This window comes from Streptomyces sp. NBC_01408, assembly GCF_026340255.1.
In the GTDB taxonomy this organism is placed as follows: domain Bacteria; phylum Actinomycetota; class Actinomycetes; order Streptomycetales; family Streptomycetaceae; genus Streptomyces.
This window is the reverse complement of record NZ_JAPEPJ010000001.1, coordinates 2889176-2908723: the sequence shown is the minus strand read 5'-3', so window position 1 is coordinate 2908723 and position 19548 is coordinate 2889176. Positions and strand designations below refer to the sequence as shown.

Below are 19548 nucleotides of genomic sequence, written 5' to 3'. Positions count from 1 at the left end.
AGTAATCCGGGGGACCCGGCGCCCTGCCCGCCTCCGGCTTCCGTCAGGATGTGTGGAACGTATAAGCAACCTCAATTGGGGGACGCGGGATGAGCTACAACCAGCCAGGGCCGTACGGTCAGCAGCCGCAGCAGCCGGGACCGTACGGGCAGCAGCCCCCGCCGCAGCAGCCGGGGCCGTACGGCCAGCCGGGACCGTACGGGCAGCCCGCCCCGCAGCAGCCGGGCTACGGCTACCCCCAGCAGCCGGGCGTCCCCCAGCAGGGCTACCCCCAGCAGCCCCCGCAGTACGGCTACCAGCAGCAGCCCCCGTACGGCGGCATGCCCCCGCAGCAGCCCCCGAGGAAGTCCAAGACGGGCCTGATCGTGCTGTCCTCGGTGGTCGCGGTCGCCCTGATCGCGGGCGGCGGCTGGTACTTCCTGGGCGGCGGCGCCGACGGCGACGTCTCGGCCGCCACCAAGGGCTACAAGCTGGTCGCCCCGGAGTCGGTCGACGACTTCAAGAAGGACCCGAAGTACGACGAGCCGGCCTTCACCGACAAGGACAAAAAGGAGGTCGAGGCGGCAGGGGTCAAGAACCCGACCCAGGTGGGCATGAACTACGTCGCCGGCGACCCGAAGAACCCGCTGAGCGCCAAGGGCATCAGCTTCTCCGGCGTCTACGGCGAGGTCACCGACCCGGAGAAGGCGGTGGACGGCTACTTCGCCAAGGCCCAGATGGAGGTCGCCAAGGACGGCAAGTCCGACGTGCAGCTCCTGGGCAGCCCCAAGCCGATGAAGCCGGCCAACTTCAAGGGCGCCGTCATGAAGTGCCAGGACATCAAGTTCACTGCCAAGGACACGAGCACCAAGGGCCCCAAGGAGGCCACGCTCCCCTTCTGTGTCTGGGGTGACTACAGCACCCTGGGCATGGTCAGCGCCTCGGACCTGGCGTCCATCCTGGCGGGCAAGCCGGGCTACACCCAGGAGCAGGCCGCAGACCTCGCCGCGAAGCTCTACAACACCGCCCGCGTCAAGCTCTGATCAGGACAGCGGTCGGCGCCGAGCGCATGCACCGACCGGTCCGGCACCCTCAGGCCAGTTGGTAGCACGCCGTGGAGGCGTAGTCGGTCCTCACCCCAAGGTCCATCAAGGCCAGATAACAGGTAAGGCGATTCAGTCCATGGACATCCCAGGTGGCGGCGAGGTTGCACGCCGCTTCCACCTTCGGACCCACCGTGTGGCCCAGGTTGCGCAGGTAGACCTGGCAGTCAGCCGACGAAGCCGATGCCGGTGAAGCTGCCACCATGGGCAGTGCAGCCGCCACAAAAGTGGCAGCCAGAACGCCGAGCGTACGCTTCTTCATTCTCTCGTCCCTCCGTGGAAGAATTTCTGAGAAGAAGTTGATCAAGAGAGATGCCCCCACACCAGGGGATCTAGAACACTTGGCCGATTGGCGCACATCTAAGTCCTGAACGCGCGAAGGGGGCGCCCCCACCGGGAGGCGCCCCTTTCGCGTGCTGTCCGGCTGCGGCTCGCCGCAGGCGGCTACGCCGACTTCTCGTGCGGGCCCTGGTCCTTCGGGACGATGCGGGGGACCAGGGTCGGGTTCACGTTGGAGCGGACCACGTCCGAGGTGATGACCACGCGGGCCACGTCCTTGCGGGACGGGACCTCGTACATCACCGACATCAGGACCTCCTCCATGATGGCGCGCAGGCCTCGCGCGCCGGTCTGGCGGAGGATCGCCTGGTCGGCGATCGCCTCGAGGGCTTCCCGCTCGAAGTCCAGCTCGACACCGTCGAGTTCGAACAGCCGCTGGTACTGCTTCACCAGCGCGTTGCGCGGCTCGACGAGGATCTGGAGCAGGGCCTCGCGGTCCAGGTTGTGCACGGAGGTCAGGACGGGGAGGCGGCCGATGAACTCGGGGATCATCCCGAACTTCACCAGGTCCTCCGGCATGACCTCCTGGAACTGGTCGCTGGCCTCGATCTCGCGCTTGGAGCGGATCGTCGCGCCGAAGCCGATGCCCTTGGCGCCCGCACGCGACTCGATGATCTTCTCCAGGCCGGCGAAGGCGCCGCCCACGATGAAGAGCACGTTCGTCGTGTCGATCTGGATGAACTCCTGGTGCGGGTGCTTGCGCCCGCCCTGCGGGGGGACCGACGCCGTGGTGCCCTCGAGGATCTTGAGGAGGGCCTGCTGAACGCCCTCGCCGCTCACGTCGCGCGTGATCGACGGGTTCTCGCTCTTGCGGGCCACCTTGTCGATCTCGTCGATGTAGATGATCCCGGTCTCGGCCTTCTTGACGTCGTAGTCGGCGGCCTGGATCAGCTTCAGCAGGATGTTCTCGACGTCCTCGCCGACGTACCCGGCCTCCGTCAGCGCCGTCGCGTCGGCGATGGCGAACGGGACGTTCAGCATGCGCGCGAGCGTCTGGGCGAGGAGCGTCTTGCCGGAGCCGGTCGGACCCAGCAGGAGGATGTTGGACTTCGCGAGTTCGATCGCGTCGTCACGGCCCTGCGCGCCGCCGTTCTCGCCGGCCTGGACCCGCTTGTAGTGGTTGTACACCGCGACGGAGAGCGCCTTCTTCGCCGGCTCCTGGCCGACGACGTAGCTCTCCAGGAACTCGTAGATCTCGCGGGGCTTGGGGAGTTCCTCCCACCGGACCTCGGAGGTCTCCGCGAGCTCCTCTTCGATGATCTCGTTGCAGAGGTCGATGCACTCGTCGCAGATGTACACACCGGGTCCTGCGATGAGCTTCTTCACCTGCTTCTGGCTCTTTCCGCAGAACGAGCACTTGAGCAGATCGCCGCCGTCACCGATGCGTGCCACGAGGTGCTTCCCCTTCGCCTGGGAGACGCCTGGTTCAGCGCTCCTGGTGCCTCATATCCGACGGTACCTTGCCGGGGGCCCCGTACGGGGCCCCCTTGACGTGGTTCACATCGCCGAATGCGGCGACGTGTCCACGCCAATTGGTGGCAAGGATCAGGCCGAGCTCTTGCGGGTGGAGATGATCTGGTCGATCAGGCCGTACGCGAGCGCGTCCTCGGCAGTGAGGATCTTGTCGCGCTCGATGTCCTCGCGGATCTTCTCCAGCGGGGTGGTCGAGTGCTTGGCCAGCATGGACTCCAGCTGGTCGCGCATGCGCAGGATCTCGTTGGCCGCGATCTCCAGGTCGGAGAGCTGCTCACGGCCGGTGCCGCCGGAGGGCTGGTGGATCAGCACGCGGGCGTTCGGCAGGGCCATGCGCTTGCCGGGGGTGCCGGCGGCGAGCAGGACCGCGGCGGCGGAGGCCGCCTGGCCCATGCAGACCGTCTGGATGTCCGGCTTCACGAACTGCATCGTGTCGTAGATCGCCGTCAGCGCGGTGAAGGAGCCGCCGGGGCTGTTGATGTAGATCGAGATGTCGCGGTCCGGGTCCATCGACTCCAGGCACAGCAGCTGCGCCATGACGTCGTTGGCGGAGGCGTCGTCGATCTGCACGCCGAGGAAGATCACGCGCTCCTCGAAGAGCTTCGCGTACGGGTCGTACTCGCGCACGCCCTGCGAGGTGCGCTCGACGAAGCGCGGGATGACGTAGCGGTTGTCCACCTGGGGGCCGGTGTGGAGGCCGCTCGCGGGAGAGAGGTTGTTCATGTACATCTGGGTGTTCACCATCCTGGTGGCGTTCTGCGGGCTGTCGGCTGCTGGGTACTGACGGTGGTGCCGGGATCAGGCCCCGGTGCCGCCGCCGCCCGGAACGTTGGACGCGGCCGAGATGATCTCGTCGATCAGGCCGTAGTCCTTGGCCTCCTCGGAGGTGAACCAGCGGTCGCGGTCACCGTCGCGGATGATCGCCTCGACGGTCTGGCCCGAGTGGAACGCGGTGATCTCGGCCATCCGCTGCTTGGTGCGCAGCAGGTACTGGGCCTGGATCTTGATGTCCGACGCGGTGCCGCCGATGCCGGCGGAGCCCTGGTGCATCAGGATGTCGGTGTTCGGCAGGGCGAAGCGCTTGCCCTTGGCGCCACCGGTGAGCAGGAACTGGCCCATGGAGGCCGCCATGCCCATGCCGATGGTGACGACGTCGTTGGGGATGTACTGCATGGTGTCGTAGACGGCCATGCCGGCCGTCACCGAGCCACCGGGGCTGTTGATGTACAGGTAGATGTCCTTCTCCGGCTCGGCGGCCAGGAGGAGGAGCTGCGCGGTGATCTTGTTCGCGATGTCGTCGTCTACCTGCTGGCCGAGGAAGATGATGCGCTCGCCGAGCAACCGGTTGTAGACATGGTCGCCGAGGCCGCCACCGATGGACGGCTCACCCGCGGCGTAAGGCTTCAGATTCGTCACGTATCCACCTGCTCGTCTCCGACGGCCATGTGCCGTCTCAGCGTCTCGTTCTGGGGCGCGGTCCGGCCGGTACGGACAAGTCCGCCGGCGTACGGGTACTCCCGTGCCCTCGTATTCATGGACCCTAACGCGCAGGTAGGACAACGCCATCCCGCTTCCCGAACTGTTCGCTCGGAGCGCAAGGTCCGGGGGACCGCCGGGGGCCATGCCGAAGGGCCCGGACGCGGCTGCGTCCGGGCCCTTCGGGGCACTGCTCAGTGGGCTGCGCCCGGGGTGTTACTTGGCCTCTTCGGCCTTGTCCTCGGTGTCACCCTCGACGGCGGCCTCGACCGTCTCGACGGCCTGCTCCTCGTCCTCGTCGGAGAGGTCGACGACGTCACCGTTGGTGTCGGTGACCTTCGCGGCCTCGACGACGACCGCGAGGGCCTTGCCGCGGGCGACCTCGCCGACCAGCATCGGGACCTGGCCACCCTCGACGACCGCCTGGGCGAACTGGTCGGGGGACATGTTGGAGGAAGCGGCGCGGCGCATGAGGTGCTCGGTGAGCTCCTCCTGGTTGACGCCCAGCTTCTCCTTGTTGACCAGCGCGTCGAGGACGAACTGGGTCTTGATGCCCTTGACCGCCTGCTCGGAGGTCTCGGCGTCGAACTCCTCGACCGTCTTGCCCTGGAACTCCAGGTACTTCTCGATGGTCAGACCCATCTGGCCGAGCTGGTGGTGCTCCAGGTTGTGCTTGCGGGTCTGGACCTCGTCCGCGAGCAGCTTCTCGGGGATCGGGACCTCGACGAGCTCCAGCAGCTTCTCCAGGACGCGCTCCTGGGCCTGCGTGGCCTGGTCGTACTGCTTCATGTTCTCGAGGCGCTTGCGGCTGTCGGCCTTGAGCTCATCGAGGGTGTCGAACTCGCTCGCCATCTGCGCGAACTCGTCGTCCAGCTCCGGGAGCTCCTTGGCGGAGACCTTGGTGACCTTGACGGTGACCTCGGCGTCCTTGCCCTCGGCGGAGCCGCCCTTCAGCTGGGAGGTGAAGGTGGCCTCGCCACCGGCCTCCAGGCCCTTGACGGCCTCGTCGATGCCCTCGAGCAGCTCGCCCGAGCCGATGGTGTAGGACACGTCGGAAGCGACGCCGTCCTCCAGCACCTCGCCGTCGACCTTGGCCTCGAGGTCGATGGTGACGACGTCGCCGTCCTGGGCGGCGCGCTCGACGTCCTTGGTGGACGCGAAGCGGCCGCGCAGCTGCTCGACGGACTCCTCGACGTCCTCGTCGGAGACCTCGACCGCGTCGACCTCGACCTCGATGCCGGAGTAGTCCGGGATCTCGATCTCGGGGCGGACGTCCACCTCGGCGGTGAAGGCCAGCAGTTCGCCGTCCTTCAGCTCCGTGATGTCGACCTCGGGCTGGCCCAGCGGGTTCAGGTCCGCCTCGTTGACGGCCTCGGTGTAGAACTTCGGGAGGGCGTCGTTGACGGCCTCCTCCAGCACCGCACCGCGGCCGAAGCGCTGGTCGATGACGCGGGCCGGGATCTTGCCCTTGCGGAAGCCCTTCACCGTGACCTGCTGGTTGATCTTCTTGTACGCCGCGTCGAGGCTGTCCTTGAGCTCCTCGAAGGGCACCTCAACAGTGAGCCGAACCCGAGTCGGGTTCAGGGTCTCCACGGCGCTCTTCACGGTTCGGTCTCCTTGTGGCTGACTGCTGGGGATTCTGCCGTCACGCTGCGATTCAGCGGTTCAGCGGACTTCGGCCCGGTACATCAGACACACGGGCACGCAGCTTGCATAGTAACCGCAAGCGGCAATCAGCCCACAACGCGATCTTGTGGAAACCCCCGACAGATTCGCGAAGGGGACACTGCTGGTGGTCGGGGTGGCCGGATTCGAACCGACGACCTTCCGCTCCCAAAGCGGACGCGCTACCAAGCTGCGCCACACCCCGTCGGTGCGACACGTAGGGTACATGCCCGGAGACCCTCTGATGCGCGGGGTTTCATGAGTTCGCCGGCCTTTCCCGGCCAGGCGTTCCCGGCAGGTCCGCGCCACGGCCGCAAAAGGGGTGTGCGATCCCCCGGCGCGACCCGCTAGGATGCTGTTCGTGCCGAGGTCCCCGGACCTGCGGCGCGCGCGTTGCGGGCGTAGCTCAATGGTAGAGCCCTAGTCTTCCAAACTAGCTACGCGGGTTCGATTCCCGTCGCCCGCTCTTGATGGCTCAGGGCCAGGTCAGAGGATGTTTCCTCGACCTGGCCCTGATGCGTTCCCGGGGCTGTGCCAAGCGGCCGTCGGTCGGTGGGCGGGATCCTGAGCTCGGTGACGAACTGGTCGGCAACCCCCTCACCGGGCTGCCCCGGAGCGCGTCCCGGGCCGGCGGGGAGGATCGTGGAAGGAGACCCCGAACGCGCCTGCCTCCGCCCTCCCGCCCGGGCACCGCTCGGACGGCGACGTCGGCAGCCGCACCACCGATCCGGGAGGCACACCATGCGCAAGGTCATTGACTGCAGGGACTACCCCAGCGAGGCCAAGTGCACCCTGACCATCACGGGCGAGGAAGAGGAAGTGGTCCGGGCGGCCACCGAGCACTCCGTGTCCGTGCACGGCGAGGTCGACACGCCGGAGTTCCGCGCCGCGCTGCGGACCATGCTGAAGGACGAGGTGCCGCAGCACGCCTGAGGTCCAAGGCCTGGGGGTGTCTCTTTCGGATTCCTAGGAGCGGAAGCCGATGATGCCGAAGCCGGGGCGGGACTCGGTGTGGCGGAGCCAGGCGACGATGTCCATGACGGCGTCGACCACCTCGGGGTCCAGCGGCGGGGCGTGGCCCTGGCGCTTGGTCTCCTCGAACTGTTCCAGCGCCCGTGCGCACTGCTCGGGGGTCCAGGTGCCGCAGCCCGGTGTGTGCGCGTACGGCAGCGGGTCCGGCAGGCGGGAGTAGCTGAACTCCTCCACCGACACGGCGGTGATGTTCAGGGCCCGCAGGCCGTCGTCGACCATGGACAGCCAGTCGCCCCGGTAGGGGGAGAAGGAGGAGTTGTCGAGGAAGGAGCCGGTCAGCGAGACCAGTCGCTTGTAGGCGTAGGCGTACTGGAAGGCGTGGTCGTCCTTCTCGCCGAAGGGGCCGCCGTGGACCACCGTGCGCAGCGCCTCGTACGCGGTGGGCGCGCCGTCTTCGATCTCGGAGCTGAACCAGTCGTCGTCGTGCTTCAGGTCCTCGCCGAAGCTGTCTCGGATGACCTGGAGGAGCTGGTCATCACCGGAACCGACCAGTGCCTGCGCAGCCTTCGGGTCGATCAGGAACACGCTCAAGGATGAACTCATGTCCTGAACCTAACCCCGGCCACTGACATCGTCCGGCCCGGGTCGTCCGACCGTGCGCGGCCTAGAGTTTGATGTTCGCGATCATCGTCGCGAGGGAGTTCAGGAAGCGGTTCACGTCGTCCGCGATGGAGCTGGACGCCAGGAAGAACCCGAAGAGGGCGGCGATGATGGCGGGACCGGCCTTGATGTGGTTGCCACGGATCAGCACCACCAGGATGACCCCCAACAGAACCACCACTGACAGCGAAATGGCCACTACTGATCACACCTTCGGTCGTCCCCTGGTCGGCCCGGGGCGTGCGGCCGCGCGCACCCCCACATGGAGCATCCTCCCACCAACGGGCCCCGGCTATCCGCTCCGTGACGCATCGCCGTCATTCTGTTTCCGCCAAGCGCAGGCGCACTGGGCATATTTCGGGCGCGGGTCACGGGTCACGGGTCACGGGTCATGGGGCGGTGAGGCCGAGCAGGGAGCGGACATGGGCGTACTTCGCGGACAGCCGTTCACGCGTGGGGCCGTCGAGTACAGAGAGTCGTGCGGGGTCGGCGTTGTGCGCGAGGTCGGCCTCCTTGACGAGCAGGGCGCCCGGGGTGGCGAGGATGCGGGCCGCGTACTCCTCGACCGGTTCGCCGTGGCGCTTCGTGACCGCGAGGACCATGTCCTTCACCGGCTGCGGGAGGGCGGCCGCGTCCAGCCAGTGCAGGCTGAGCGCCTCGTCCTCCACGGCGTCGTGCAGCCAGGCCGCGGCCTGCTGCTCCGCGGTGCCCCCGCGCAGCCGGACGCCCTCGGCCACGGCCGCGAGGTGCTCCGCGTAGGGCCGGCCGGCCTTGTCGGTCTGGCCCTCGTGCGCGGCGCGCGCGATCGACTCGACCTCCGTGAGGGTCAGGGGGCTGCTCGTCATGCGATCTCCTTCGCTGCGGTGCCGAGGGCCTGCGCGACCCGGTCCACGTCGGCTTGCGTGGTACGCCAGTTGGAGAACGCGGCGCGCAGGGCGGGGGTTCCCCCGTAGACGGTGGGGGTGACGAACACGTCGGCGGCCACGGCCTCGCGCAGGGCGGTCAGGCGGGCCGGGGTGGGGCCGGCGGCGAGGGTGAAGCAGACCACGTTGAGGCGGACCGGGGCGAGCAGGGTGAGGGCGGGGTCCCGGGACAGCCGCTCGCCCAGTGCGCGGGCGCAGGCGATGTCGCGCTCGACGATCTCCCGGTGGCCCTGGCGGCCGTACGCGCGGAGGGTGAACCAGGCGGCGAGGGCGCGCAGCCGGTGGGAGTTCTCCGGGGTGAGGTGGACCAGGTCGGGGTGCTCGCCGAGGGGGCCGAGGTAGGCGGCGGAGTTCTGGAAGACGCGGGCCTGGAGGTCGCGGCGGCGGGTGAACTGGACGGCGCTGTCGTAGGGGACGTTCAGCCATTTGTGCAGGTCGACGCAGAGGGAGTCGGAGGCGTCGAGGCCGTCGGCGAGGTGGGCGTGGTCCGGGGAGAGGGCCGCGAAGGCGCCGAAGGCGGCGTCCGTGTGCAGCCAGAAGTCGTGGCGTTCCTTGAGGGCGGCGACGGCGCGGAGGTCGTCGAAGTCGACGGTGTTGACGGTGCCCGCGTTGGCGACGACGACGGCGGGGCCGGGCGTGTCGGCGAGGGCGCGTTCCAGGGCCGCGGGGTCGACGGCCTCCCGGCCGGGGAGGGTGGGGACGGGGACGAGGGAGCGGCGGCCCAGGCCGAGGACCGAGAGGGCCTTGCCGATGGAGGAGTGCGGGGCGCCGGACAGGACGCGGACGGGGCCGAGCGCGGCGGCGCCGTCCTCGGCCGGGGAGACGCCGAGTCGTTCGCCGAGCCATTCGCGGGCGATGGCGAGTCCGGTGGTGTTGGACATGGTGGCGCCGCTGACGAAGGTCCCGGTGTGGGCGGCGGAGAGGTGGAAGAGCTCGCGGAGCCAGCCGACGGTCTCGCGTTCGAGGTCCTGGCCGGCGCCGTCGAGGGCGGAGTTGGAGTTCTGGTCGTGGGCGGCGGTGAGCCAGTCCCCGGCGAGGGCGGCGGGGGTGGCGCCGCCGGTGACGAAGCCGAGGTAGCGGGGGCCCGCGGAGGCCGACAGCCGGGGTGCCCAGCGGTCCTGGAAGGCGGCGAGGGCCTGCTCCGTGCCGGTGCCGTGCTCCGGCAGGGGCTCGGGGTCGTACGGCTTTCCGGCGGGCGGTACGACGGGACGCGCGTCCAGCGTGGCGAGCGCGTCGGCGGCGGCGCGGCGGGTGGCGTCGAGGAGGTCGGGAAGCCGGGCGAGATCTGCGGCGAGCGTGCGGTCCATGGGGGCACGTTAGGGGGTGTCCGGCGGAGCCGTGGGGGCGGGCCAATTCGCACGGAGTGGCCGGTCCTCGCCCGCGGGGGCGGCGTAGGGTCGCGGCATGATCGTGAAGCGGTGGGGGCGGGGCGTTGTCGGGGGCGTGGTGGCGGCGGGGGTGCTCGCGGGGGTGTTGACGGGATGTGAGGCGCCGCCCGCGCCGAGGTCCGCGCCGGGGCCGACCGCACCGACGGCGCAGCAGTCCTCGTGTCCCGAGGGCGGGGTGCGGCTGCTGGAGGGGTCCGGGGACGCCGCGATGGGGCTGCGGGTGGAGGGCTTCCAGTTGGTCAACTGCGGTACCGGCGCCTACGTGCTGGAGGGCTTCCCCGAGGTCCGGCTGCTCGACAAGCAGCGGCGGCCGGTGGAGGTGTCGGTCGGGCACGGTTCCGCGCCGATCACCTCGCAGGTCCCGGCCGTGGACGCCCCGGCCGAGCGGGTGGAGCTGAGGCCGGGGGAGGCCGCGTCGATGACGCTGGTGTGGCGCAACCGGGTCACGGACGCGACGGCGCCCGCGGTCGAGGGCTGGGCGCTGGAGGTGACGCCGAAGCCCGGCGCCCCGCGCCTGCTGCTCCCGCTGACCCGGCCCGTCGACCTCGGCAACACCGGGCAACTGGGGATCGGGCCGTGGCGGAAGTCCACGAGCTAGACGAGCGGTCCGAAGTGGCGCAGGGCGGGTGCGTACCGGGGGTCAGGGTGAGCGGCGGATGAGGAGCAGGGCCCGGTCGTCGTTGACGTCCTTGGCGACCTTCTCGATCAGGTGCCAGGCCGCGCCGTCCCAGCCGGAGGCCACGTAGCGGTCGGCTTCGCCGGTGAGGCGGTCGATGCCTTCGCTGATCTCGCGCTCGGCCGTCTCGACGAGGCCGTCGGTGAAGAGCATGAGGACGTCGCCGCGGCGGAGGTTCCCGCGGGCGGGGAAGAACTCTGCGCCGTCGTAGACGCCGAGCAGCGGGCCCTCGCCGGTCTTCTCCTGCCAGCGGCCGCTGCCGGCGGAGAGCTGGAGGGCGGGGAGGTGGCCGGCGGAGAGGAGTTCGTAGTCGCCGGTCTCCAGGTCCAGGACGAGGTGGATGGAGGTGGCGAAGCCCTCGTCCCAGTCCTGGCGGAGCAGGTAGCCGTTGGCGGCGGGCAGGAAGCCGTGCGGCGGCAGGGCGCCGAGCAGGCCGCCGAAGGCCCCGGACAGCAGCAGGGCGCGGGAGCCCGCTTCCATGCCCTTGCCGGAGACGTCGGTCAGGACGATCTCCAGGGTCCGGCCGCCGTTGGTGCGGGCCGCGACCACGAAGTCGCCGGAGAAGGACTGGCCGCCGGCCGGGCGCAGGGCCATCTCGCGGTGCCAGCCGCGGGGCAGGGCGGGCAGTTTGCTCTGGATCCGGATGCGTTCGCGGAGGTCGAAGAGCATGGTGCCGCCGCGCCGCCAGGGGACGCCGACGCGGCTGCGGAACTGGGCGATGACCAGTCCGAAGAATCCGCAGGCCGCGACCACCAGGACGGTGCCGGGCGTGACGCGGGCCGGGCCCAGGGTGTACGGGCCGAGGACGAGGGCCTCGACGATCAGCGCGGCCGCGGAGGCGGCGTACAGGGCGAGGAGGCTGGCGGGGCGCAGGAGCAGTCCGCCGGCGACGATGGGCAGGACGAGCGCGGAGGGCGAGAACCAGACGGGCAGCATGAGCGTGCCGCAGGCGATGGCGGGGACGGTGGCCAGCAGACCGCCGAAGGCGAGCCAGTCGGAGCCGTCGCCGCGGAAGTAGTCGACGGCGGATTTGCGCACGGCGGTGCGACCCCGGTGCGACAGCATGCGCATCCGGGCCTTGAGGGATTCCACGCGTGCTCCGGCCATTGCATCGGGACCCTATCCATCCTGGCTGTGGATGCGCAGGGGTACCCCTGGACCTTGGGCACATTGCCTCCTGAAAACCCTTCGACTGCGACGGAATGCCCGCGTAAGGATGGCCGCATGGCTCTTGAGATGCGCGTTTTGAGGTCGGACGAGTGGGATGTCTGGTTCGACCAGCTCGAACTGGCTTTCGGCGGCGTGTCCGAGTCCCCTCCGTGGCGGGAGTTGTACCGGTCGCTGACGGAGCCGGAGCGTTCCCTGGGCGTCTGGGACGGCACGGAGTGCGTGGGTTCGGCCTCGGCGTTCAGTTTCCGGCTCTCGGTGCCGGGCGGGGCGGTGGTGCCGGCCGCCGGGGTCACGATGGTGGGCGTCGCGCCGACGCACCGCCGCCGGGGGGTGCTCAGTTCTCTGATGCGGCGCCAGCTGGACGACGTCCGGGCGGGCGGTGAGCCGCTCGCGGTGCTGACGGCCTCGGATCCGGCCATCTACGGGCGCTTCGGCTACGGCACGGCGACGTACGCCCTGTCCGTGGAGGTCGATACGGCGCGGGTACGGCTCGCAGTGCCGCCGGGGACGGACGAGGTGCGGCTGCGGCTCGTCGACCCGCAGCAGGCGCTCGCCGACTGCGAGCGGGTGTACGCCGAGCTGGTCACGAGGCGGCCGGGGATGCCGGCCCGGCAGCCCGGCTGGGAGCGGTCGGCGGTCACGGATCCGCCCGAGGACCGGGAGGGTGCTTCCCCGCTGAAGTGCGTGGTCGCCGAGCGGGCGGACGGAGGGGTGGCGGGGTACGCCCGCTACCGGGTCAAGCCGGACTGGGATCCGGCCGGTGCGGCCGGGAAGGTCGAGGTCGCGGACCTCGACGCACTGGATCCGGCGGCGACGGCCGCGCTGTGGCGCTACCTGTTCTCCATCGACCTGACGTGGACGGTGCGGGCGCGCAAGCGGCCGGTGGACGATCCGCTGCTGCACCTGGTCAGCGATGTCCGGCGGTCGCGGCCGACTACGCGCGACGCGCTCCACGTACGGCTGGTGGACCTGCCGGCGGCGCTGGAGGCACGGACGTACGGGACCGCGGTGGACGTGGTCCTGGAGGTCGAGGACGCGTTCTGCCCGTGGAACGCGGGGCGGTGGCGGCTGACGGCCGGGGCGGGCGCCGACGCCGGGAAGGTCTCGTGCACGCGGACCGGGGAGCCGGCGGAGCTGGCGCTGTCGGTACGGGAGCTGGGCGCGGCCTACCTGGGTGGGACCGCCCTGACCTCGCTGGCGGCGGCCGGCCGGGTGCGCGAACTGCGGCCGGGCGCCCTGACGGAGGCCTCGCGGGCCTTCGCCGGGGACGTGGCCCCCTGGCTCCCGCACGGGTTCTGACCCGGCACCGGGCCACCGGGCCGACAGGCCCGGCGGGGCCGCGGTGCTGCCCGGCCGAGCGCGACACGACCTAGCGGCGCTGGCAGGCCGGGCACCAGAAGAGGTTGCGGGCGGCGAGACCGGCGGTGCGGATCTCGCCCCCGCAGATGTGGCAGGGAAGGTGCGCCCTCCTGTAGACGTACACCTCGCCGCCGTGGTCGTCCACCCGCGGCGGGCGGCCCATCGCCTCGGGCAGGTGCGCGTCGCGGACGGTGTCGATGCGGTTGTTCCGTACGCCCTGGCACATCAGCCCGGCCAGGTCCTCCCACATGGCGTCCCATTCGCCGCGCGTGAGGTCCTTGCCGAGCCGGTACGGGTCGATGCCGTGCCGGAAGAGGACCTCGGCGCGGTAGACGTTGCCGACGCCCGCGACGATCTTCTGGTCCATCAGCAGGGCGGCGATCGTGGTGCGCGAGCGGGAGATCCGGGCCCAGGCGTGGTCGGGGTCGTCGTCCGGCCGCAGCGGGTCGGGGCCGAGCCGTTCGTGTATCGCCTTCTTCTCGCCCTCGCCGATCAGCGCGCAGGCGGTGGGTCCGCGCAGGTCGGCGTAGTGCTCCTCGTTCAGCAGCCGCAGCCGGACCGTGTCGGTCGCGGGAGGCGCCGGGGCGGGGCCGAAGCCGAGCTTGCCGAAGAGTCCGAGGTGGATGTGGATCCAGGCGTCGCCCAGCTCGAGGAAGAGGTGCTTGCCGTGCGCCTCGGCGCTCTCCAGCTCGCGCCCGTCGAGCAGGGCCGCGCTCTCGGCGAAGCGGCCCTGGGGGCTGCTGACGCGGACCGGGCGGGCGGCGAACCGCTCGGTGTGGTCCTGGGCGAGGCGGTGGATCGTATGCCCCTCGGGCACTGCGCACTCCTGAGAAGAATGAAAACGGCCGCGCCACCCCCGGAGGGAGCGGCACGGCCGGAAGCGGGATCAGCCCTGCGGGTGGTGGGCCGGGATCGGGGGCAGCTCGCGGGTCCGCTCGTAGGCGGTGAGCATGTCGATGCGGCGGGTGTGGCGCTCCTCGCCGGAGTACGGGGTCTTCAGGAAGGCGTCGATGAAGCTGACGACCTCGTCCTGCGTGTGCATGCGGCCGCCGACGGAGATCACGTTGGCGTTGTTGTGCTCGCGGCCCAGCTCGGCGGTCTGGACGCTCCACGCCAGGACGGCGCGGATTCCCTCGACCTTGTTCGCGGCGATCTGCTCGCCGTTGCCGGAGCCGCCGATCACGATGCCGAGGCTGCCGGGGTCCGCGGCGGTCTTCTCCGCGGCGCGCAGGCAGAACGGCGGGTAGTCGTCCACGGCGTCGTAGATGTGGGGCCCGCAGTCGACGGGCTCGTGGCCGTTGTTCTTGAGCCAGTCCACGAGGTGGTTCTTGAGCTCATAACCGGCATGGTCGGATCCGAGGTACACGCGCATGGGTCGAGTGTGGCACGAGGGGGCCCGGCGGCTCGCAATGGGTGTCGCGTAAATCACTTCTAAAGCTCAAGTAAACCCAAAGAACGCAGATGGGACACGGCGGGACCTAGGTCCTGGACGTTCGTCCCATCGCAACGATCCGGACTGAGGTCTTCCGTCCTGCGTTCATCTCAGGTTTGAATGCCGGGGCTCGCAACCCGAGAACCTAAGGATCCGTCCATGAGCTCCACGACGACCCTTCAGAAGGAAGGCAACCCCACCGGGAACCCCGGTGACGGTCAGCCCTCCGACGGTCTGAAGGCCGGTCTCAAGAACCGCCACCTGTCCATGATCGCCATCGGTGGTGTCATCGGCGCCGGCCTCTTCGTCGGCTCCGGTGGCGGCATCGCCAAGGCCGGCCCCGCCATCCTGATCTCCTACGCCCTCGTCGGCGCGATGGTGGTCTTCGTGATGCGGATGCTGGGCGAGATGGCCGCAGCCAGCCCGAACTCGGGCTCGTTCTCCGCTTATGCCGACCGCGCGCTCGGCCGCTGGGCCGGCTTCTCCATCGGCTGGCTGTACTGGTTCTTCTGGGTCGTCGTCCTCGCGGTGGAGGCCACCGCCGGTGCCGCCATCCTGGAGAACTGGATCCCGGCCGTCCCGCAGTGGGCCTGGGCGCTGATCGTGATGGCGGTCCTGACCGTCACCAACCTCGGCTCCGTCGCCTCCTACGGTGAGTTCGAGTTCTGGTTCGCAGGCATCAAGGTCGTCGCCATCGGCGCCTTCGTGATCATCGGCATGCTGGCCGTCTTCGGCCTGCTGCCGGGCTCCGACAACCCGGGTGCGGGCTTCGCCCACCTGACCGACGCGGGCGGATTCTTCCCCAACGGCTACGGCGCGGTCCTCACCGGCGTACTGATGGTCGTCTTCTCCTTCATGGGCAGCGAGATCGTCACCCTCGCCGCCGGCGAGTCGGAGAACCCCCGCAAGGCGGTCACCCAGGCCACCAACTCCGTCATCTGGCGGATCGGTGTCTTCTACCTCGGCTCGATCTTCATCGTGCTGACCCTGCTCCCGTGGAACGACAAGTCGATCACCGAGAAGGGCTCGTACGTCGCCGCCCTGGACTCGATCGGCATCGCGCACTCCGGCACGATCATGGAGGTCATCGTCCTGACCGCCGTGCTGTCCTGCCTGAACTCGGGCCTGTACACCGCCTCCCGCATGGCCTTCTCGCTCGGTGAGCGCGGCGACGCCCCCAAGGCGTTCGCCAAGGTCAACTCCCGGGGCGTTCCGGTCGCCGCCATCCTGGGCTCCACGGTCTTCGGCTTCGTCGCCGTCTACTTCAACTACGCCTTCAAGGACACGGTCTTCAACTTCCTGCTGAACTCCTCGGGCGCCATCGCGCTCTTCGTCTGGCTGGCGATCTGCTTCACCCAGCTGAGGATGCGCGGGATCCTGGTCCGCGAGGCCCCGGAGAAGCTGACCGTGAAGATGTGGCTCTTCCCGTGGCTGACCTGGGCCACCGCCGCACTGATCATGTTCGTGATCGGCTACATGTTCGTGGACGACGCCAACCGCGAGGTGGTCACCCTGTCCACCCTGGTGGCCGGCCTGGTCGTGGCCGTCGGCGTGGTGCTGGACTTCCGCCGGAAGCGGGCCGCGCTGCAGGGCTGACCCCTGACCGCCCGTTCGTACAGCAGCCCCGGACCACAGCGTGGTGGTCCGGGGCTGCTGTACGAAAAAGGCGGCGGCTGGTCAGCCGCGGCGGCCGACCAGCTTCCAGGCGGCCGGCAGAACGCCCATGGCCAGTGCGGCCTTGAGCGCGTCGCCGATCAGGAACGGGACCAGGCCGGCCGCGACGGCCGCGCTCAGGGACATCCCGGTGGCGGCCATCAGGTACGGCACGCCCACCGCGTAGATGACGGCGGAGCCCAGCACCATCGCGCCCGCCGTACGCAGGACCGAGCGGTCGGCGCCGCGCTGCGCGAGGGCGCCGACGAGGGTGGCGGCCAGCAGCATGCCGAGCACGTAGCCGAAGGAGGCGCCGCCCGCACCGGAGGTGCCGTTCGCGAACCACGGCAGGCCGGCCGAGCCGAGCAGGGCGTACAGGCCCAGCGCGAGGAAGCCGCGGCGGGCGCCGAAGGCGGTGCCGACGAGCAGCGCCGCGAAGGTCTGGCCGGTGACCGGGACCGGGGAGCCGGGGACGGGCACGGCGATCTGCGCGGCCAGGCCGGTCAGCGCGGCTCCGCCGACGACGAGCGCGATGTCGCGGACGCGGCTCGCGGGCAGCAGGTCGGCGAGGACGGCGCCGGGCCGGAAGGAGACGGAAGCGGTGCTCATCGGAGGGCTCCGGGAGGTCGTGGTGACAGGACGATCACCGACGTTAGTCGCGGCCCGCCGCCGCCCCACCGCCGCCCGGCACCAAGGCATACTCCCCGGTTTGGTGGGGACCGTACAAAGACTCCCACCCCCACTCCCGGCGGCGTGATCCGCGTCACGGGGAAGATCCGACACCACGTCCGTTTTGCACGGAAGGCCGCTGCCCGGTGAGACTGTAGGGTCCCGCCAATCCTTTTGCGGAGCCCCCACCGCCACTGGGCCGAACGAGAGTACGAGCGCCCCTCATGCCCGACCGTCAGTCAGAAGCTCCATCCATGTCCGACCTGCCCGAGGAGCCGCTGAGCCACAGCCTCAAGCAGCGCCATCTGACCATGCTCGGCCTCGGCGGCGTGATCGGCGCCGGGCTCTTCGTCGGCTCCGGCGCCGGCATCGGCATCGCCGGTCCCGCGATCATCTGCTCGTACCTGCTCGCGGGCGTGCTCGCGATGCTGGTGATGCGGGCGCTCGGCGAGATGTCCGCCGCGATGCCCGCCTCCGGTTCGTTCTCCGTCTACGCGGAGAAGGCGCTGGGGCGCTGGGCCGGTTTCTCGGCGGGCTGGCTGTACTGGTTCCTGCTGGTCGTGGTGCTCGCCGTGGAGGCGACGGGCGCCGCGAAGATCGCGAACGGCTGGCTGCCCTCGGTCGACCAGTGGGTCTGGGTGCTGCTCTTCATGGTGGTCTTCACCGTGTGCAACCTGGCCGCGGTGAAGAACTTCGGCGAGTTCGAGTTCTGGTTCGCCGCCCTGAAGGTGGGCGCGATCGTGCTGTTCCTGATCCTCGGCACCCTCGCGATCTTCGGCGTGCTCCCGGACACGGACCCGGTGGGCATGGCCAACCTGACCGGCCAGGGCGGCTTCTTCCCGGCCGGCATGGGCGGGGTCGTCGCCGGCATGCTCGCGGTGGTCTTCGCCTTCGGCGGCCTGGAGGTCGTCACGATCGCGGCCGCCGAGTCGGACGACCCGGCCCGGTCCGTGTCCCGGGCGGTGCGCAGCGCGGTGTGGCGCATCCTCTTCTTCTACGTCGGCTCGATGGTGGTCATCGTGACCCTGCTGCCGTGGGACTCGCTGGAGCCGGGCCAGAGCCCGTACGTGGCCGTGCTCGACTCCATCGGCATTCCGGCGGCCGGCCAGATCATGGACATCGTGATCTTCGTGGCGCTGCTGTCGGCGCTCAACGCGAACCTGTACGGGTCCTCGCGCATGGTGTTCTCGCTGGCCGAGCGGGGCGAGGCGCCCAAGTCGCTGCTGAAGGTCTCGGGCGGCGGGGTGCCGCGCCGGGCCGTGTTCGCCTCGGTGGCCTTCGGTTTCGTGTCGGTGGTGCTGAACCTGCTGTGGCCGGACACGATCTTCCTCTACATGCTCAACGCGGTCGGCGCGGTCCTGCTGTTCGTGTGGGCCCTGATCGCGGTCTCGCAGTTGAAGCTGCGCCGGATCATCGAGCGGGACATGCCGGAGCGGCTGACGCTGCCGATGTGGCTGTTCCCGTACGCGACCTGGGCGGCGCTGATCGGGATGGCGGCGGTGCTGGTCCTGATGCTGTTCGACGACTCGGCCCGGCCGCAGCTGCTGTGGTCCACGGGTGCGGCGGCCCTCGTCCTCGTGGTGGCCTTCGTACGGGAGCGGCGCACCCCGAAGTCCTGACGGGTCACCGGCCCAAGGCCCCCCGTGCCGGGTGCGCGGGGGGCCTTGGCGCGTCAGGTGCGCAGGTACGAGGCTCCGTTGACGTCGAGCACGGTGCCCGAGCTCCAGCGCGCGGCGGGCGAGGCCAGGTGCAGCACGGCGGCGGCGACCTCCTGCGGGGTGCCGACCCGGCCGAAGGGGCTCTGCGCACGGATCCGCTCGCCCTCCTCCCCTTCGAGCCGCCCGGCGACGCGCTCGGTCGCCACGAAGCCGGGCGCCACGGAGGCCACGGCGATGCCGTGCGGGGCCAGGGAGACGGCGAGGGACTGGCCGAGTGCGTGCAGGGCCGCCTTGGTGGCGCCGTAGGCGGGGTGGTCGGGCTCGCCGCGGAACGCCCCGCGCGAGCCGATGTTGACGACGCGGCCCTCGCGCCGGCCGGCGATCATGTGGCGGGCGACGCAGTGGGTGAGGTTGGCCGGGGCGAAGAGGTTGACGGCGGCCGTCTGTCGCCAGGCCTCCTGCCAGTCGGCGTACGAGGTCGTGGGCAGCGGGTGCGCGAGCATCACGGCGGCGTTGTTCACGAGGACGTCGATGCCGCCGAGCGCCTCCTCGGCCTCGGCCGCGAGGGCTTCCACGCGGGCCGGGTCGGCGAGGTCGCCGCTGACGAGGACGTGCCCCTCGCCCGGCAGGTCGGCGAGGGTGCGCTCGGCGTCCGCCTGCCGGACCGTGCAGTGCACCGCCACCCGGTCGCCCCGCTCGGCGAAGGCGGTGGCGATGGCCCGCCCGATCCCGCGGGAGGCCCCGGTGACGAGCACCCCCCGGCCCGTCGCGGGCAATTCCCGTATGCCGTGGTCCGTTCGGTCGTCCATCGGTCCCCCTGTCGTCGCGTCAGCGCGTCCTGTCGGCAGCGTACGGGGATGATCACGGCCGGTCATCCGACTGTCCGCATATCGGACGCAAACCATCCGAAGATCGGACAGAGGTGAGACTGGGGCACCTCATCACGTCCCCCC

At 70.3% G+C, this 19548-nt stretch carries 20 protein-coding genes and 2 tRNA genes; 7 read left to right on the top strand and 15 right to left on the bottom strand.

What is annotated here, in order from left to right; genetic code table 11:
• Window positions 1-89 precede the first annotated feature (89 nt).
• Window positions 90-1022, top strand: a complete 933-nt coding sequence (locus OG447_RS13245; RefSeq protein WP_266936688.1) for a hypothetical protein — start codon at window positions 90-92, stop codon at window positions 1020-1022.
• A 49-nt stretch (window positions 1023-1071) separates the two neighbouring features.
• Here the strand turns inward: OG447_RS13245 and OG447_RS13240 are convergent, their stop codons facing one another.
• From OG447_RS13240 to OG447_RS13215, 6 genes are all read right to left on the bottom strand, one after another.
• A complete protein-coding gene (locus OG447_RS13240) occupies window positions 1072-1344 on the bottom strand; it encodes a hypothetical protein (RefSeq protein ID WP_266936687.1) in 273 nt (90 codons plus the stop codon).
• 182 nt (window positions 1345-1526) lie between these two features.
• Entirely contained in the window at window positions 1527-2813 is a 1287-nt protein-coding gene (gene clpX, locus OG447_RS13235; RefSeq protein ID WP_031145485.1) for an ATP-dependent Clp protease ATP-binding subunit ClpX, read from the bottom strand.
• Window positions 2814-2966: 153 nt separating this feature from the next.
• A complete protein-coding gene (locus tag OG447_RS13230) occupies window positions 2967-3638 on the bottom strand; it encodes an ATP-dependent Clp protease proteolytic subunit (protein ID WP_323181761.1) in 672 nt (223 codons plus the stop codon).
• A gap of 54 nt (window positions 3639-3692) precedes the next feature.
• The gene (locus OG447_RS13225; protein ID WP_030026957.1) at window positions 3693-4310 is read right to left on the bottom strand and encodes an ATP-dependent Clp protease proteolytic subunit; all 618 of its coding nucleotides are present in this window, start codon (window positions 4308-4310) and stop codon (window positions 3693-3695) included.
• A 276-nt stretch (window positions 4311-4586) separates the two neighbouring features.
• Window positions 4587-5975 carry a trigger factor gene (tig, locus tag OG447_RS13220; RefSeq protein WP_266936685.1) on the bottom strand — a complete coding sequence of 463 codons (1389 nt, stop codon included), beginning with the start codon at window positions 5973-5975 and terminating at the stop codon, window positions 4587-4589.
• A 188-nt stretch (window positions 5976-6163) separates the two neighbouring features.
• A tRNA-Pro gene (locus OG447_RS13215) sits at window positions 6164-6240 on the bottom strand.
• Between the two features lie 190 nt (window positions 6241-6430).
• Between OG447_RS13215 and OG447_RS13210 the strand changes: the two genes are divergently transcribed.
• Together OG447_RS13210 and OG447_RS13205 are read left to right on the top strand one after the other, a co-directional pair.
• Window positions 6431-6501, top strand: a tRNA-Gly gene (locus OG447_RS13210).
• Window positions 6502-6776: 275 nt separating this feature from the next.
• On the top strand, window positions 6777-6968 hold the full coding sequence (locus OG447_RS13205; RefSeq protein WP_266936684.1) for a DUF1059 domain-containing protein: 192 nt from the start codon (window positions 6777-6779) through the stop codon (window positions 6966-6968).
• 33 nt (window positions 6969-7001) lie between these two features.
• Here OG447_RS13205 and OG447_RS13200 read toward each other — a convergent pair whose 3' ends face one another.
• From OG447_RS13200 to OG447_RS13185, 4 genes are all read right to left on the bottom strand, one after another.
• A complete protein-coding gene (locus OG447_RS13200; protein WP_266936683.1) occupies window positions 7002-7610 on the bottom strand; it encodes a hypothetical protein in 609 nt (202 codons plus the stop codon).
• A gap of 61 nt (window positions 7611-7671) precedes the next feature.
• Window positions 7672-7866 (bottom strand): hypothetical protein, encoded by a 195-nt coding sequence (locus OG447_RS13195; protein WP_266936682.1) that lies wholly within the window; start codon window positions 7864-7866, stop codon window positions 7672-7674.
• A gap of 190 nt (window positions 7867-8056) precedes the next feature.
• The gene (locus OG447_RS13190; RefSeq protein ID WP_266936681.1) at window positions 8057-8512 is read right to left on the bottom strand and encodes an HD domain-containing protein; all 456 of its coding nucleotides are present in this window, start codon (window positions 8510-8512) and stop codon (window positions 8057-8059) included.
• Window positions 8509-9897 carry a pyridoxal-dependent decarboxylase gene (locus OG447_RS13185; RefSeq protein ID WP_266936680.1) on the bottom strand — a complete coding sequence of 463 codons (1389 nt, stop codon included), beginning with the start codon at window positions 9895-9897 and terminating at the stop codon, window positions 8509-8511. The genes OG447_RS13190 and OG447_RS13185 overlap by 4 nt, the downstream gene beginning before the upstream one ends.
• A 97-nt stretch (window positions 9898-9994) precedes the next feature.
• On the opposite strand from OG447_RS13185, the gene OG447_RS13180 reads away from it, so the two are divergent.
• Window positions 9995-10576, top strand: coding sequence for a DUF4232 domain-containing protein (locus OG447_RS13180; protein WP_266936679.1), 582 nt, complete (start codon window positions 9995-9997; stop codon window positions 10574-10576).
• A gap of 42 nt (window positions 10577-10618) precedes the next feature.
• On the opposite strand, the gene OG447_RS13175 is transcribed toward OG447_RS13180, so the two are convergent.
• Window positions 10619-11761 carry a PP2C family protein-serine/threonine phosphatase gene (locus tag OG447_RS13175; protein ID WP_266936678.1) on the bottom strand — a complete coding sequence of 381 codons (1143 nt, stop codon included), beginning with the start codon at window positions 11759-11761 and terminating at the stop codon, window positions 10619-10621.
• Between the two features lie 117 nt (window positions 11762-11878).
• Between OG447_RS13175 and OG447_RS13170 the strand changes: the two genes are divergently transcribed.
• Complete coding sequence (locus OG447_RS13170; protein ID WP_266936677.1) at window positions 11879-13123, top strand: GNAT family N-acetyltransferase; 1245 nt, start codon at window positions 11879-11881, stop codon at window positions 13121-13123.
• Window positions 13124-13193: 70 nt separating this feature from the next.
• Here the strand turns inward: OG447_RS13170 and OG447_RS13165 are convergent, their stop codons facing one another.
• Both OG447_RS13165 and OG447_RS13160 read right to left on the bottom strand, forming a co-directional pair.
• Complete coding sequence (locus OG447_RS13165) at window positions 13194-14000, bottom strand: Fpg/Nei family DNA glycosylase (RefSeq protein ID WP_266936676.1); 807 nt, start codon at window positions 13998-14000, stop codon at window positions 13194-13196.
• Window positions 14001-14069: 69 nt separating this feature from the next.
• The gene (locus OG447_RS13160; RefSeq protein ID WP_266936675.1) at window positions 14070-14555 is read right to left on the bottom strand and encodes a ribose-5-phosphate isomerase; all 486 of its coding nucleotides are present in this window, start codon (window positions 14553-14555) and stop codon (window positions 14070-14072) included.
• A gap of 219 nt (window positions 14556-14774) precedes the next feature.
• Between OG447_RS13160 and OG447_RS13155 the strand changes: the two genes are divergently transcribed.
• Complete coding sequence (locus OG447_RS13155) at window positions 14775-16211, top strand: amino acid permease (protein WP_266936674.1); 1437 nt, start codon at window positions 14775-14777, stop codon at window positions 16209-16211.
• Between the two features lie 81 nt (window positions 16212-16292).
• Here the strand turns inward: OG447_RS13155 and OG447_RS13150 are convergent, their stop codons facing one another.
• Window positions 16293-16877: a biotin transporter BioY gene (locus OG447_RS13150; protein WP_266936673.1), complete on the bottom strand. Its 585-nt coding sequence runs from the start codon at window positions 16875-16877 to the stop codon at window positions 16293-16295.
• Between the two features lie 314 nt (window positions 16878-17191).
• On the opposite strand from OG447_RS13150, the gene OG447_RS13145 reads away from it, so the two are divergent.
• On the top strand, window positions 17192-18556 hold the full coding sequence (locus OG447_RS13145) for an amino acid permease (RefSeq protein ID WP_266936672.1): 1365 nt from the start codon (window positions 17192-17194) through the stop codon (window positions 18554-18556).
• A gap of 53 nt (window positions 18557-18609) precedes the next feature.
• On the opposite strand, the gene OG447_RS13140 is transcribed toward OG447_RS13145, so the two are convergent.
• Entirely contained in the window at window positions 18610-19404 is a 795-nt protein-coding gene (locus tag OG447_RS13140; protein WP_266936671.1) for an SDR family NAD(P)-dependent oxidoreductase, read from the bottom strand.
• Window positions 19405-19548 lie beyond the last annotated feature (144 nt).